This is a genomic window from Paenarthrobacter sp. NPDC057355 (assembly GCF_042667405.1).
In the GTDB taxonomy this organism is placed as follows: domain Bacteria; phylum Actinomycetota; class Actinomycetes; order Actinomycetales; family Micrococcaceae; genus Arthrobacter.
This window is the reverse complement of sequence record NZ_JBHVAL010000007.1, coordinates 157,907-172,671: the sequence shown is the minus strand read 5'-3', so window position 1 is coordinate 172,671 and position 14,765 is coordinate 157,907. Positions and strand designations below refer to the sequence as shown.

Here is a 14,765-nt window from a genome sequence, read left to right as displayed (position 1 = left end):
CCTTCGAAGGTGCAAGCCATGGCTCGCAAACATGCTGAATCCGGCGTCAGCGGGCACATCCAAAAATGGCCTTGTGACGACAAGCTCAATGATAGGGCTTCATTGCATCGTTAACCGCACCAGCAAGCCCCAAAGTGGGTCATTTCGTTATGTTCGGAGGTGCCTCAAAGTGGCTAGTAGTCCACCTGCCGCTTGAGCCTGTTCCCCAGCCAGAGCATCGCCAGGCTGACCACGAGGAACCCGACAGAGATGGCCAGTGCGAACATCACCACTCCACCCCAGCCGCCTGCACGATCCGGGTTGATGAACCAGTACGGATACCAGTTGACGATGGAGCCACGGATGAGGCTGTACGTCAGATAGGCGATGGGGTAGATCAGCCAGTACCAGATGTGACGGAGTTCAAGCTTGGCCCGCGGGGGTTGGAACAACCAGTCCGCCACCATCACCACGGGCATCAGGTAGTGCACCACGAAGTTGACCCACGGCACCATGGACCCGAGATCCTCGCCGGCAAGCAAGGCGCCAAAGACCAGCCCCACCACGGCCATGGCGATGGTAGCCGTGCCCCGGGTAACGTCGTCCGCTTCGCTGGGGCGTTTGCGGACCAGCACCCTGTAGCCGCCGATGAGCAGGACGACGGCGGCGAAAATGTTGGACAGGTTGGTGAAGTAGCTGAAGAAGTTCCCGACGTCGTAGCCCAGCCCGATGTGGACCACCAGCTGGGTCGCCACAGCCACCAACGTCAAAAGCCCAAAGAAAAAGCGTCCCCCGATAAGCACATTCCGTCTGGTCATGGGCCAATCCTTGCCCAAGCCGGTCCACGGAGGCGGCCCGACACCCCGAAAGGGTTAAGTGATGAGCAGTTCCAGTGCCTCAGCCAAATGTCCCACTTCGCGGACGGAGAAGCCGTCGGGGATGACTCCCGCTCCGGCTGGACTGGCTGGAACGATCGCGTGGGTGAATCCGAGGCGATGGGCTTCCTGGATGCGTTGGTTGATCCCGGGAACCGGGCGCACCTCACCGGCCAGGCCTACTTCACCAAAGGCAATCAAACGCTGGGGGAGTGCTTTGCGGGACTTGGCAGAGGCAACAGCCAATGCCACGGCGAGGTCCGTAGCCGGTTCCGTAAGCTTCACCCCGCCCACGGTCGCCACGTACGAGTCATCCTTGTGCAGCATGCAGCCGGCGCGTTGCTGCAGGACGGCGAGCAGCATGGCCACGCGGGAGCTTTCCAGGCCGCTGGTGGCACGCCGGGGCTGGGAGTTGGGGCTCTCGGCGAGAAGTGATTGGACCTCGGCCAGCAGGGGCCGGCGGCCTTCCATGGTTACCGTGATACACGTTCCCGAAACCGGCTCCCGGGTGCGGGAAACGAACAGCCCGCTGGGATCAGCGAGTCCTTCGATGCCTGCCTCGTTGAGGTCGAAACACCCCACATCATCCGTGGCGCCGTAACGGTTCTTGACCGCCCTCAGCAGGCGGAGCCGCGAGTGGCGCTCACCCTCGAACTGGCACACGACATCCACCAGGTGCTCCAGCAAGCGCGGGCCCGCGATGGTGCCTTCCTTGGTGACGTGGCCTACCAACAGTGTGGTCATGTTTCGCCTCTTGGCTGCAGCAATGATGGAGGCAGCTACTTCGCGCACCTGTGACACACCGCCGGCACTGCCCTCGACGTCCGCGCTGCTCAGCGTCTGCACGGAGTCCACAATCAGGAGTTTCGGCTCAAGCTTCTCCACCTGCCCAAGGGCCTGGCCCAGGTCGGTCTCCGCGGAAAGGTAAAGGGTATGGGCGACGGCGTCGATCCGTTCTGCGCGCAGCTTCACCTGCGCGGCGGATTCCTCGCCCGTGATGTACAGGACATCCTGCCCGGTGCGGGCGAACTTCGCGGCGACGTCCAGCAGCAGCGTGGACTTTCCGACGCCGGGTTCCCCCGCGAGCAGGATGACGGCACCCGGGACGAGGCCTCCTCCGAGGACGCGGTCAAGCTCGTCTACTCCCGTGGGCAGGAACGCCGCCGTGGTCCCATCCACCTCGGCGATCCGGCGGGCCGGCTCCAGAACTGTAGCGGCCGCCGTCGTACGGGCTACCGTGGCGCCGTACTCCTCAACGGTTCCCCATGCCTGGCATTCGCCGCAACGACCCACCCACTTGATGGCCGTCCAGCCACATTCGGAACACTTGTAGGCGGGTGTCTTGGATGCGCGGGAAGTCTTTGAAGCCATGCGTTCCAGATTAGTCGGGGGGACTGACAGGATTAGCCCGGCCGTACCGCACCGCGTCAACGAACACTGCCAGGCCAAACACGCCCAGCGCCACCCCCATCGATGCCACGACGTCCGTGAGCCAGTGGTAGCCCAGGTAGAGCCGGCTGTAGGCGACCAGCAGCGTGACCAAGGCGGCGCCGGCGTAGGTGAGGACCGCCGTCGTGCGTGATCCTGAGCGTGACACCAGCAAATACGTGAGGACAAGGCTGAAGACAGCGGCGCCCAGCGTATGGCCGGAGGGGAAAGACAGGGCGTCGTCTGGGCCAAGAAGGAAGTCCGACGACGGCGGCCGGGACCTGGAAACCTCCAGCTTGATGACAGTAGCCAGGACGACGGAGAGCACCATGGCCCCCATGAGAATGGCCGGACGCCACAGCTCCCTCTTCCACACGGCCCACGCCACAGCCACCAGGCCGCCGGCCACCGACATCACGATCGGCGACGTAACTGCCGAGACACCGGCCAGGAATCCGGTGGCAAGATCGCTGCGGGAGTCCACGACGAACGAGTGCACTGCGCCGTCCAGGGTCGCCAGGCCGCTGGTGGACACAACGGCCGCGAACATCAGCCAGAACACCACGTCCCCGGCGACAAACAGCGCTCCCGCCCAGAGAAACAGGACCCGCTGCGGCATCCGGAGGGCGGGGGCAGGCCGGGGTTGCAACGAAAGGGCTTGGATCATCGGGTCATTCTGCCAAACGGTGCTGAGGCTTGGCTGAGAGCGTCTCGAGATGGCATTTAATGACAATCCGAGGCCGTGGGACTGTCATTAAATGCCACCTCGGCGCGGGTTACAGGGCCGGAAGCACCGCCCGGGCCTCCTCCGGCTCCATGCCGCTGGCCTCCAACAGGTCGACCATGAGCGGCCTGAAGAGCATCACCACGGTTTCACCCTCGAGCCTTTGAACGTCGAGCATCTTGGGGTGCAGCCGGGCCGCGATGTCGGAAAGTTCGTTCCGGGCGCGCCTCAAGTGGACCCTGCGCGTGCCTTCGCTTTGCTCGGAAAGGCCAATGGTCAGCTCATCAATGGCCGCTGCGGTTTCCTGCAGCACCTCCGAAATGCTGTCGATTGCCTCGTCTGAGAGTGCGGCGTGGTTGATGGCGCTCGTGAGGCGGCGAGCGAACACACGGCTGTTACGGAGTGCGAGGTCAATGTATTCCAGGGAGTGCTCCAGGCTGGCGAGCTCCTCGCGGTGCCTGCGATGGGCGGGAGCCAGGGTGGCAACCTCCCCGGAGGCCCGCAGCGTCTGCCGCATCCGGTCAACCAAAGGCTGGCAGTTGCGGCCGCGGATCAACGCGTGCCAGGCAGCTGTCGAGTCGCTTTCGATCATCGCCGTGGCACACTCCCGCAGTACCTCGGCGAGTTCGTGCAGGATTTTCTGGACGTCCTTGCGGGGCTCCCTGCGCGGATCCTTCGGTACCAGGATAGTCACCAGCAGCGCGAACACGCCGCCGATCACCGCGTCCAGGCTCCGCGTGAAAGGCCCGCCGGCCGGCGCCGGAAGCAACACCACCAGCAACGACTGCAGTCCCAACTGCGTTGTGAAAATGGTCCCGCTGTCCAGGAACCTGGCCAGCAGGATGGAGAAAAGAAGAACGACGGCGGCCTGCCAGATTCCAGCGCCCAGCCAGTGGAGCAGGAGGTCGCCAACCACGATGCCGAGGGTGCAGCCCAGCCCTACCTCAATGACCCGGCGCAGGCGTGGATCGCGCGAGAAGCCCAGGGCAATCAGTGAGGACGTGGCCGCGAACAGGGGTCCTTGGTGGCCCAGGACGTATTCGGCGAAAGCGTAGGCACCCACTGCGCACACCGTCATTTGGATGGCCGGGGTCAAGGAGTTCCGGCTTCGGACCAGGCCGGTCCGTACCCTGGCCCGCAGAAACCTCTTGCTTGCAGTGAGTCCCTTAGCGGCAGCCATGCCTTTCAGTCTATTTCCCCGGCCACGTTCCGCCGGGGAACGACGAGCGTAACAGCGGAACCACTCAAGGTGGCACGCGACACATAACCCAATGGTCCGCCGTCGTTCACCTTCCGTTCACCTGCCACCGCAGATCCCGTTACCTGCGCTCCTTACCTTCAGTAAAGGAACAAAACGGTCCACAGCTCGCGCACGCCGAAATCTCCGTTCGGAACGCATCTGAGAAATCCCTGGAAGGGGTACATCCAAGTGAAGGCAACTCGCTTCGGCCGCAACGCGGCACTCGCGGTCATCGCAGCAGGCGCACTCGCGCTCACCGCTTGCGGTTCTGACAACGCAACCGGCACCACTGGCGGATCCCAGTCCGCAGCAGCCGGCACCAAGGTGACGGGCACCCTGACCGGCATCGGTGCCTCCTCCACCGGCGCAGCCATGGACGCCTGGAAGGCCGGTTTCGCCTCCGCAAACCAGGGCGCCACGGTCCAGTACTCCCCGGACGGCTCCGGCGCAGGCCGCAAGGCCATCATCGACGGTTCGGCACAGTTTGCCGGTTCCGACGCCTACCTGAAGGACGACGAGCTTGCCGCCTCCAAGGCCAAGTGCGGCCCTGAGGGTGCCATCAACATCCCGGTCTACATCTCCCCGATCGCCGTCGCCTTCAACATCCCCGATGTCAAGGAACTGAAGCTCGACGCGGCTACGGTTGCCAAGATCTTCCGCGGCCAGATCACCAACTGGAACGACCCCGCCATCGCAGCCCTGAACTCCGGCGTCACCCTGCCGGATCTCAAGGTCACCCCGGTCAACCGCTCTGACGACTCCGGCACCACCTCCAACTTCACCGACTACCTCGCATCCGCTGCACCCGAGGTCTGGACGGACAAGGCTGCAGGCGTTTGGCCCGCCTCCCTGAAGGGCGAGAACGCAAAGGGCACCTCCGGCGTCGTGAAGACCGTCACCGACACCCCCGGTGCCGTGACCTACGCTGACGACTCCGCAGTTTCCGGCAAGCTGGGCACCGCCTCCATCAAGGTCGGCGAAGAGTTCGTGAAGATCTCCGCAGACGCTGCCGCCAAGGCTGTTGAAGCAGGCAAGCCGGTTGACGGCCGCGCCAGCAACGACGTCGCCATCAAGCTGGACCGCAAGACCACCGTATCGGGTGCCTACCCGGTAGTGCTCGTCTCGTACCACGTTGTCTGCACCACGTACGAAACCAAGGCTGTTGCCGACCTGGTCAAGGCCTTCGAGACCTATGTCGTTTCGGACGAGGGCCAGAAGACCGCCGCTGACGCAGCAAAGTCCGCGCCGCTCTCCAAGACGCTGCAGGACAAGGCCAAGGCTGCAATCGAAACCATCAAGGCCAAGTCCTAAGGGCTTTCGCCAAGAGCACGGCTGAACACTGAAGTTCCCTGTCCCGTTCGCCGGTGGCCGCAACGCCACCGGGGCGGGGCAGGGAACTTAGCCGTGTAAGACCAGTTCACTCCAGACTGAAGGATCGTGAAGTGACCACCAACTCCCTGACAACCTCCCGAGGCGCAGGACGCGCCGGGGACAAGGTTTTCTCCGGGGCCGCCATGGCCGCAGGGTGCCTTATTCTCGCGGTCCTCTTCGGAGTCGCGTTGTTCCTCGTGGTGCAGGCCATCCCGGCCCTCACCGCCCCGCCCGCCGACATCCAGGGCGGACACGGCTTCTTTGCCTACATTGCTCCGATCGTGGTGGGCACCCTGATCGCCGCTGTGATCGCACTGGTCATCGCCACGCCCGTGGCCATCGGCGTGGCACTGTTCATCTCGCATTACGCACCGCGCCGGCTCGCTGCCGGACTCGGTTACGTGGTGGACCTCCTGGCCGCCATCCCCTCCGTTGTCTACGGTGCGTGGGGTGCTGCCTTCCTGGCCAAGGAAATTTCCCCCGCCTACGACTGGCTGGCCAACAACCTCGGATGGATCCCGATCTTCCAAGGCCCGGCCTCCGCTACCGGGAAGACCATCCTCACGGCAGGCATCGTCCTGTCGGTCATGGTCCTGCCCATCATCACCTCCCTGTCCCGCGAAATCTTCCTGCAGACCCCCAAGCTGCACGAAGAAGCCGCGCTGGCGCTGGGAGCCACCCGCTGGGAAATGATCAAGATGGCTGTGCTGCCCTTTGGCCGCCCGGGCATCATCAGCGCCGTCATGCTTGGCCTGGGCCGCGCGCTCGGAGAAACCATGGCCGTGGCCCTGGTGCTGTCCTCCGGCGTCCTTACGGCCAGCCTGATCCAGTCCGGCAACCAGACCATCGCCGCCGAGATTGCGCTGAACTTCCCCGAGGCCAGCGGCCTGAAGGTCAACACGTTGATCGCTGCCGGCTTGGTGCTGTTCGTCATCACCCTTGGCGTGAACATGATCGCCCGCTGGATCATCTCCAAGCACAAAGAATTCTCGGGAGCCAACTAAATGACCGCCACAGCAGTCCGCAAGCGCTCCGCGCTCACCAAGGGCCAACTGCCCAAGTTCGCGCCCTACGTCGTCCTGGCTGTCGCGCTCGTTGTCGGCGCGGCCATCCTGGCATTGATCGGCTTCAACGCCTTCGGCTGGGGCATCGTTTCGGCCATCCTCTTCGCCATCGGTCTGGTTTCCTGGAGCGGCGTTGTAGAGGGTTCCCGCAAGGCCAAGGACAAGCTGGCTACCTGCCTCGTTGTAGGTGCGTTCCTGATCGCTTTGTTGCCTTTGATCTCGGTGATCGTCACGGTGCTGATCAACGGCATCCCCGGGCTCATTACCCCTGGGTTCCTTGGCACCTCCATGAACGGTGTCACCGGCGCGTTCGACAACAAGGCAGCCGAGGAGGGCGGGAAGGTCCTCGGCGGCATCTATCACGCGCTGATCGGCACCATCCAGATCACGCTCCTTGCAACCGTCATCTCGGTGCCCGTTGGCCTGCTCACCTCGATCTACCTGGTGGAATACGGCAACGACCGTCCGCTGGCCCGCGCAATCACCTTCTTCGTGGATGTCATGACCGGCATCCCGTCGATCGTGGCCGGCCTCTTCGCGGCAGCGTTCTTCTTCGCCGTTGTGGGCCCCGGCACCAAGACCGGTGCGGTAGCCGCCGTCGCGCTTTCCGTCCTGATGATCCCGGTGGTGGTCCGCTCCAGCGAGGAAATGCTGAAGATCGTCCCGAACGAGCTCCGCGAGGCCTCCTATGCGCTGGGCGTACGCAAGTGGCGAACCATCACCAAGGTGGTTATTCCGACGGCGATCTCCGGTATCGCTTCCGGCGTCACCCTGGCGATCGCGCGCGTTATCGGCGAAACTGCGCCGATCCTCGTAACCGCCGGTTTCGCCACCACCATCAACAACAACGTGTTCGGCGGCTGGATGGCTTCGCTGCCCACGTTCATCTACACGCAGATCCTCAACCCGACGTCGCCGTCCAACCCTGGTCCGTCCGACCAGCGTGCCTGGGGCGCGGCGCTGGTGCTGATCATCCTGGTGATGCTCCTGAACCTCGGAGCACGCCTCATCGCCCGCATCTTCGCTCCCAAGACGGGCCGTTAGCCGGCCGCCGCCTCCGGCAGGCTCAAAAACTTCCAGAACCCCCAAGGAACAAAGGAACACCATGTCCAAGCGCATCGACGTCAAAGACCTGAATGTCTACTACGGCAATTTCCTGGCCGTCGAGGACGTCAACATCAACATCCAGGCCAAGTCCGTAACGGCATTCATTGGCCCGTCCGGCTGCGGCAAGTCCACCTTCCTCCGCACGCTGAACCGCATGCACGAGGTCCTCCCGGGCGCCCGCGTCGAAGGCGAAGTACTGCTCGACGGCGACAACCTGTACGGACCCGGCGTGGACCCCGTGACCGTCCGCACCCAGGTGGGCATGGTCTTCCAGCGCCCCAACCCGTTCCCGACCATGTCCATCCGCGACAACGTGCTGGCCGGCGTGAAGCTGAACAACAAGAAGATCTCCAAGGGCGCAGCCGATGCCCTGGTGGAGAAGTCCCTCGTCGGCGCCAACCTGTGGAACGAGGTCAAGGACCGCCTGGACAAGCCGGGCTCCGGTCTCTCCGGTGGCCAGCAGCAGCGACTCTGCATCGCCCGCGCCATCGCCGTCGAACCCCAGGTGATCCTCATGGACGAGCCCTGCTCCGCCCTGGACCCCATCTCCACGCTGGCCGTTGAAGACCTCATCAACGAGCTCAAGGACCAGTACACCGTGGTGATTGTTACCCACAACATGCAGCAGGCTGCCCGCGTGTCCGACAAGACCGCGTTCTTCAACATTGCAGGCACCGGCAAGCCGGGCAAGCTCATCGAGTTCGCCGACACCACGTCCATCTTCAACAACCCGTCCCAGAAGGCCACGGAAGACTACGTCTCCGGTCGCTTCGGATAAGGGTTCCGCGGGTTCCGGCTTCTATGGGGGGAGTCGGCACATAACGACGGCGGCCGTCGCCTTGGGGGTACGGCCGCCGTCGTTTTTTGTTGCCCAACTAAGTAACAGCAAACGGTCCATTGAGTGCTCAGTGGGCCGTTTGCTGTTACTCAGTTGGGTCTAGAGGTGGGTGAGGGGGGAGAAGGCGAGTTCCAGGATGAATGCCGCGGCCGCAGTGACCAGGGGAGTGGCTACCCAGAACATCAGGATCCGTCGAACAAGCCGCCTGTTGACGGTATGGAACCGCTGGTTGATGCCCCCGCCCAGTACCGACGCCGTGAGGGTGTGTGTGGTGGAGAGCGGCAGCTGGAAACCGATGGCGCCGACAAACAGCATGACGGACGTCAGGGTCTGGGCCACGAATCCACGCAGTGGATCCACCCGGATCAGTTTGTGGCCCAGCGTGTGCGAGATCCTCCAGCCACCCAACAGGGTACCCGCCGTCAGCATAACGGCCGTTAGCAGCAGGACCCACAGGGGCACGTCGTCACCGCCTGACAACCCGGCTGCCACAACGGCAAGGAAAATGACCGCTGCTGTGCGCTGGCCGTCCTGCAGGCCATGACCGAACGCCACGGCCGCGCTGGACACGGCCTGCGCCCGCCGGAAGCGCCTGTTCACCACATTCGGCTGCGTATAGCGGGCCGCCCACGTCACAGGCCACACCAGCAAATAGGCCGCCACGAAAGCAAGCAACGGGGAGAGGACCAGCGGCAGCACGACCTGCGTCAGTACGATGCCGTCCACACCGCCGACGGAGTTTCCGCCTACCAGGATGCTCGCGCCGCCGGCTCCGATGAGCCCACCTACCAGCGAGTTCGTGGAGGACAGCGGAATACCCCGCCACCACGCATAAACTCCCCACAATATGGAGGCCGCAAGGGCAGAGGCGAGCATGGTGAGGCCACCTGTGCCCTGGGGCAGGGTGATCCACGACTGCGTGAAGGCCAGGACGAACGTGCCGCTGAGCATGGCGCCCACAAAGTTGAAGACAGCAGCCAGGAGTACGGCTACCGACGGCGTAAGGGCGCGGGTCCGCGTTGAAAGGGCGACGGCGTTGGAGACATCGCGGAAGCCGTTAAGGAACGCGAACCCGGAGGCCAAAGCGACTACCAGGACCAGGACGGCGATGGTCACGTCATGATTCCTTGACGATGATGCTGCCTACCTGGGTGGCGACCTTCCGCATGTCCTTGGTGACTTCCACCAGCTGGTTGGCGATGTCCCGGTGCCGTGCGTACTGCGTCGACTTCATGTCCTTGAGCATCTCCGCTACCCAGATGCGGTGTGTCCGTTCTGCGCGCTTGGCCAGGCGGAGGATTTCGATCCAGTAGTCCTCAAGTTCGTCGAGGTCTTCGAGTTTCCGCATGGCGTCCACGGTCAGCTCGGCCTGCCGGCTGATGATCTCCAGCTGGTCGGCGGCACGTTTGGGAAGCCGGTCCAGCTTGTAGATGGCCACGAGGTCGCCGGCAGCATCCAGCTTCTCCATGGCCTCGTTGAGGTGCCGGGAGAGGGTGTACATGTCCTCGCGGGGGAGGGGGTTCACGAAACTGGTGCGCATATGCGTCAGGAGGGCGAAGTGCAGGTCCAGCGACTTGGACTCATGCTCGTGGAGCTCTTCTGCGAGTCGTTCGTGCTCGCTGGCGGGGGCGCCAAGAATTTCGGAGAGCGTCCCGGTGGCGGCCACGATGACGCCGGCCATCTGCGCGAGCAGTACGAGCCCGGCGGGTTCCTGGGGGAAAAGGCGCAGCTTCATGTCGCTTCCGGGCTGGGGACGGGTGGGCACGGGCCGGCTTGACTTGACGCGATCCGTTTCGCTCCCAACTTTACCGGTCCTGCGGAGCGCCGCGGGAACTTGTCCCCATCGCAAGCCGCAGCGCATCCATGCAACACTTGGGACGTCCACTAATTAATCTAATCAATGGGGGAACTGTGCGTTTCAACAACGTAGCTAAGATCACCGCTTTGGCGGCAGCAGGGATGCTTGCCTTGAGTGCTTGTGGCGCCGCCGCATCCAGTCCGACGGCGGGAGGTTCCGAATCGTCGTCGTCCTCCTCTTCCGCGTCCCCGTCAACGTCAGCGTCCTCGCCTGCCTCGTCGGCAGCGTCCGAAGGCACCACTTCCGGCACCTACAAGGTTGCCTCCTGGGCCCTCCCCATTTCTGACGCCGGGGACAAGCTGGGCAGCATGAAGGGTGACAGCTTCTCTGTCGACGTCTTCCAGGTGGCCACGGATGTCGCCTCCAAGGACAGCATGTTCGTGGACAAGGAAACCAAGGAGAACCTGCTGAAGAAGGGCGCTCCGATCGTCTACGTGAACTACGTAGTCACCAACACCTCATCGGCCGATATTCCCCTGAGCCACTCACTCGTGACACCCAGCGCCAAGTACACGGACTGGAAGTACCTGGGCGGCATGCCGTCCGACTCCAGCAGTGACGGGTTCAAGAAGCACGGCCTCACCAGCACAGGCATCAAGCTGAAGGAAAAGGACCCATTCGTGCTGAAGCCGGGTGAGTCGTTCAACATCGCTGAAAACTTTGCCTACACCGCGGGCAAGGAAACCGAGATCAAGGCGACCATGACGCCGCAAAACGCGGCCGGCGACCTTGATCACGACAAGAAGGAAACCGCCGAAACCACGGTCACGCTGAAGTAGTGCCTGCCTCGCTTTGCCCGGACCGCCTCAGTACTGGTCCGGGCAAAGCACTTTCGGGCATAAAAATGGTGCCGAACCGGATACGCCTCTCGGCGGTAGGCCGCTCGAAGCGGCTATAAGTTGAAGCCCGGGGGTTTCGCGGTTCGACACCAGTTTTAGTTTTCCCCGTCTGGCTGGCTAAGTCAACATTGACAGTCCGGGCCGGGCGTGGGTACGTTTCGCCCTTCGGGCGCGCTAGTCCAACTCGCCCAGCCGCCACGCGTTTGCCGCGTGCTCGAGGTCTTCGGCGGTCTTCACCAACTGGTGGGAGTTGCGGGTGAGCTTGCTCGCGTGGCCTTCGTTGCTGTGCTCGGCGCCGTCGGCGAGGGTTGCCTGGCCGAGCGCCACCACGCGGCAGAATGCAGCGGAACGTTCCAGCGCGACGTCGAACTCGCCGTCGAAAGCGCCCGACAAAATCGCATCCGCCATGGTCTTCATTTCTTCGGCTCCCGGTGGCTCGGCTGCGCCCGCCACGACGTTGGAAACCTGCGCTGTGTCGCGGCCGGCCCTGAAGTAGACAGAGATGCGCTCCGGGTTCTGGATGGTGGCCGCGCGGAGGGCATACAGCCGCCAGAGTGCGCCGGGCAGGCTGCGGGCCGGGCTCTCGGCCCACATTTCGGCGATTGCATCGAGGCCCTGCTCGTCGGCGAGTTTCACCAGTCTGCGCGTGACCTTCGGGTCGTCGCTGTCCCGGCCCCGCTTAACAAGCGCCTGGGCGGCGAGGTGTGCGGCCTCGGACACTCTCGCAGGGTCCGCGCCGCCGGCAAACGGTTCGAAATCGATGGGCGCAAAGGGCTTGGGCTTGTGGTGCCTGTTTGCTCCGCCGTACGCACGTGATCCTTGCTGTTCGCTCATGAGTTCACCGTACTCCTGTGCTCTGGTGGGGTCGAGTAACGGTTGTTTCGCGCGCTCGTGTACCGCAACGACCCACTTTGGTGCCGCCCGTGGGCCGACACGCCGCTGCCGCCGCGCGTCGCCGTCGTGGTTTCGTTTAAAGAAGGTCACGACGGCGCACCCCACCCCGGGTTCCTTACCTGCCTTGACCTTGGGGTACAGTATTTATGGCTGTTTCAACAGCTGGAGGGCCTTTAGCTCAGTTGGTAGAGCATCGGACTTTTAATCCGTGGGTCGTGGGTTCGATCCCCACAGGGCCCACCCTCCTGCAGGCCGGAGACGTTGAGTCTCCGGCCTGTTTTTGTTCCCACACGGGAGCTACCTCCGCACGGCCACGACCGCCGCATGTGGACGGGCTCCGGGATCCGTGCGCGAGTGCGTGCTGATGACTGTGAAGCCCGCCCTTCGAAGCCGGGCGGACACCTCCTCCGCAGGCCAGAAGTAGGCGGGTGTTACGGCGTGCGGGAATTCCTTCACCCTGTCGGCTTCGAAGAATCCCAGCAGCAGGCGCCCTCCGGGCTTGAGGCATCGGGCGAATTCCATAAGCACCGCGCCCAGCTCCTCCGGCGGCGTGTGGATCACCGAGTACCACGCGAGGATCCCCGCCAACGAGCCGTCCGGCGTCGACAGCTGTTCCAGGGAACCCAAGGAGAAGGGTATGTCAGGGTGGTTCTCCCGGGCGGTGGCGATGAACTCCGGGACCAGGTCAACCCCCTCGACGTCCGTGCCCAGTGAGTGAAGGAAACCCGTCCATTGCCCCGGGCCGCAGCCGGCGTCGAGGACCTTCCCATCGAGCTCGCCGGCCCATTCCCTGACCAGTGCCCTGTCGGTCGGATGAGTGCTTTTGATGGAGCCGAAAAGGCCCGTGTACTCGGCAGCCCGGGCAGCGTAGGCGGCCCGAACGGTGTGCGATCGCATGAACCCAGAGTAGAGGCGCGCGAAGAAATCTCTTGACTCCCACCCCATCCACAGACAGCATGGTTTTTATAACGTTGTAAATTGACTCGCATGTCCCCGTACAACCCAGCAGACAAGGACCCACGCTTTGGGAGCCCAGAACACCACCGCCAAAATCACTGTCGACCCCGCATTCGTCATCGGCCCCGTCCGGAGGAAGACCTTCGGGGCTTTCGTCGAGCACCTGGGCCGCTGTGTCTACACCGGCATTTTCGAGCCGGAGCATCCCAAGGCTGATGAGGACGGATTCCGTACGGACGTCCTGGACCTAACCAAGGAACTCGGCGTCTCCACGGTCCGCTATCCCGGCGGCAACTTCGTCTCCGGCTACCGCTGGGAGGACGGGGTGGGTCCGAAGGAAAACCGTCCCACGCGTCTTGACCTTGCCTGGCACTCGAGCGATCCCAACCTGGTGGGCGTTGACGAATTCGCCAAGTGGTCCGTGAAGGCCGGGGTGGAGCCCATGATGGCCGTGAACCTGGGCACGCGGGGAACCCAGGAAGCGCTGGACCTGCTGGAGTACTCCAACATCAAGGGCGGCACGGCGTTGTCCGAGCAGCGTAAAGCGAACGGTGCCGTGGAACCGCACAACATCACTATGTGGTGCCTCGGCAACGAGATGGACGGCCTCTGGCAGATCGGCCACAAAACGCCCACCGAGTACGCCCGTGTGGCCGCCGAAACCGCCCGGGCGATGCGCATGGTCAACCCGGACCTGGAACTGGTTGCCTGTGGCAGTTCCGGCCCCAATATCCCCACGTTCGGTGAATGGGAGCGCGTGGTCCTCAACGAAACCTACGAACTGGTGGACCTGATCTCGGCGCACCAGTACTTCGAGGATTTCGGCGACCTGCAGGAACATCTTTCCGCAGGCCACAGGATGGAGGCCTTCATCAAGGACATCGTCTCGCACATCGATCACGTGAAATCGGCTACCAAGTCGGAAAAGCAGGTCAACATTTCCTTTGATGAGTGGAACGTCTGGCACCTGACACGCGACGAGTCCAAGGCCCCCACCGGCGATGACTGGCCGGTTGCTCCGGTCCTGCTGGAGGACCGCTACACGGTGGCGGATGCGGTGGTGGTGGGCGATCTCCTGATCACGCTGCTGCGCCACACCGATCGCGTCCATTCAGCGAGCCTCGCCCAGCTGGTCAATGTCATCGCACCAATCATGACCGAGCCCGGCGGCCGCGCATGGAAGCAGACAACCTTCCACCCGTTCGCCCTCACATCCCGACACGCCTCCGGCGAGGTGCTGAATCTCGCCGTCGAGTCTCCGCAGCTGGACAGCGAAAAGACCCCCGGCTTCAGCTCACTGTCGGCCGTGGCAACCTACGACGCCGACGCCAACCAGGCCGTGGTGTTCGCAGTGAACCGCTCGGCCACGGACGCGCTGACGCTGGACGCCGTCGTCGGAAGCTTGCACGCCGGAAAGGTCATCGAGGCGGTGACCTACACGAACAAGGACCCGTACTGGCAGGCGACTGCCGACGATTCGACGTCGGTCCTGCCGTCCGAAAACGTCAGCGTAAAGCTCGACGGCGGCAACCTCACCGCCGAGCTTCCGGCCGTGAGCTGGACCATGATCAGGCTGTCCCTCGAGCCCTAG

The 14,765-nt window shown here is 63.7% G+C and carries 14 protein-coding genes and 1 tRNA gene; 7 read left to right on the top strand and 8 right to left on the bottom strand.

Annotation, left to right across the window (positions count from 1 at the left end):
• Positions 1-173: 173 nt before the first annotated feature.
• The 4 genes from ACFUOZ_RS10785 to ACFUOZ_RS10770 all read right to left on the bottom strand — a co-directional run bounded on the left by ACFUOZ_RS10785 (position 174) and on the right by ACFUOZ_RS10770 (position 4,186).
• The gene (locus ACFUOZ_RS10785; RefSeq protein WP_377547761.1) at positions 174-797 is read right to left on the bottom strand and encodes a Pr6Pr family membrane protein; all 624 of its coding nucleotides are present in this window, start codon (positions 795-797) and stop codon (positions 174-176) included.
• 54 nt (positions 798-851) lie between these two features.
• Positions 852-2,225, bottom strand: coding sequence for a DNA repair protein RadA (gene radA / locus ACFUOZ_RS10780; protein ID WP_262276865.1), 1,374 nt, complete (start codon positions 2,223-2,225; stop codon positions 852-854).
• Between the two features lie 10 nt (positions 2,226-2,235).
• Entirely contained in the window at positions 2,236-2,949 is a 714-nt protein-coding gene (locus ACFUOZ_RS10775) for a phosphatase PAP2 family protein (RefSeq protein WP_377547757.1), read from the bottom strand.
• 109 nt (positions 2,950-3,058) lie between these two features.
• The gene (locus tag ACFUOZ_RS10770) at positions 3,059-4,186 is read right to left on the bottom strand and encodes an aromatic acid exporter family protein (protein WP_377547754.1); all 1,128 of its coding nucleotides are present in this window, start codon (positions 4,184-4,186) and stop codon (positions 3,059-3,061) included.
• Between the two features lie 249 nt (positions 4,187-4,435).
• Between ACFUOZ_RS10770 and pstS the strand changes: the two genes are divergently transcribed.
• From pstS to pstB, 4 genes are all read left to right on the top strand, one after another.
• Complete coding sequence (gene pstS, locus ACFUOZ_RS10765) at positions 4,436-5,557, top strand: phosphate ABC transporter substrate-binding protein PstS (protein WP_377547752.1); 1,122 nt, start codon at positions 4,436-4,438, stop codon at positions 5,555-5,557.
• A 131-nt stretch (positions 5,558-5,688) separates the two neighbouring features.
• A complete protein-coding gene (gene pstC, locus ACFUOZ_RS10760) occupies positions 5,689-6,621 on the top strand; it encodes a phosphate ABC transporter permease subunit PstC (RefSeq protein ID WP_377547749.1) in 933 nt (310 codons plus the stop codon).
• Positions 6,622-7,725 (top strand): phosphate ABC transporter permease PstA, encoded by a 1,104-nt coding sequence (gene pstA / locus ACFUOZ_RS10755; protein WP_377547747.1) that lies wholly within the window; start codon positions 6,622-6,624, stop codon positions 7,723-7,725. It abuts the gene before it with no gap.
• 61 nt (positions 7,726-7,786) lie between these two features.
• On the top strand, positions 7,787-8,566 hold the full coding sequence (gene pstB / locus ACFUOZ_RS10750; protein WP_039239203.1) for a phosphate ABC transporter ATP-binding protein PstB: 780 nt from the start codon (positions 7,787-7,789) through the stop codon (positions 8,564-8,566).
• Between the two features lie 159 nt (positions 8,567-8,725).
• Here pstB and ACFUOZ_RS10745 read toward each other — a convergent pair whose 3' ends face one another.
• Positions 8,726-9,742 carry an anion permease gene (locus ACFUOZ_RS10745; RefSeq protein WP_377547744.1) on the bottom strand — a complete coding sequence of 339 codons (1,017 nt, stop codon included), beginning with the start codon at positions 9,740-9,742 and terminating at the stop codon, positions 8,726-8,728.
• Position 9,743: 1 nt separating this feature from the next.
• Positions 9,744-10,361: a DUF47 domain-containing protein gene (locus tag ACFUOZ_RS10740; protein WP_144663131.1), complete on the bottom strand. Its 618-nt coding sequence runs from the start codon at positions 10,359-10,361 to the stop codon at positions 9,744-9,746.
• Positions 10,362-10,537: 176 nt separating this feature from the next.
• Between ACFUOZ_RS10740 and ACFUOZ_RS10735 the strand changes: the two genes are divergently transcribed.
• On the top strand, positions 10,538-11,263 hold the full coding sequence (locus ACFUOZ_RS10735; protein ID WP_377547742.1) for a hypothetical protein: 726 nt from the start codon (positions 10,538-10,540) through the stop codon (positions 11,261-11,263).
• 234 nt (positions 11,264-11,497) lie between these two features.
• Here ACFUOZ_RS10735 and ACFUOZ_RS10730 read toward each other — a convergent pair whose 3' ends face one another.
• The gene (locus tag ACFUOZ_RS10730) at positions 11,498-12,157 is read right to left on the bottom strand and encodes a hypothetical protein (RefSeq protein WP_363934705.1); all 660 of its coding nucleotides are present in this window, start codon (positions 12,155-12,157) and stop codon (positions 11,498-11,500) included.
• Positions 12,158-12,384: 227 nt separating this feature from the next.
• Here ACFUOZ_RS10730 and ACFUOZ_RS10725 point away from each other — a divergent pair.
• A tRNA-Lys gene (locus tag ACFUOZ_RS10725) sits at positions 12,385-12,457 on the top strand.
• A 57-nt stretch (positions 12,458-12,514) separates the two neighbouring features.
• Here ACFUOZ_RS10725 and ACFUOZ_RS10720 read toward each other — a convergent pair.
• Positions 12,515-13,114 carry a class I SAM-dependent methyltransferase gene (locus ACFUOZ_RS10720; protein WP_377547740.1) on the bottom strand — a complete coding sequence of 200 codons (600 nt, stop codon included), beginning with the start codon at positions 13,112-13,114 and terminating at the stop codon, positions 12,515-12,517.
• Between the two features lie 127 nt (positions 13,115-13,241).
• On the opposite strand from ACFUOZ_RS10720, the gene ACFUOZ_RS10715 reads away from it, so the two are divergent.
• Positions 13,242-14,765 carry an alpha-N-arabinofuranosidase gene (locus ACFUOZ_RS10715; protein ID WP_377547738.1) on the top strand — a complete coding sequence of 508 codons (1,524 nt, stop codon included), beginning with the start codon at positions 13,242-13,244 and terminating at the stop codon, positions 14,763-14,765.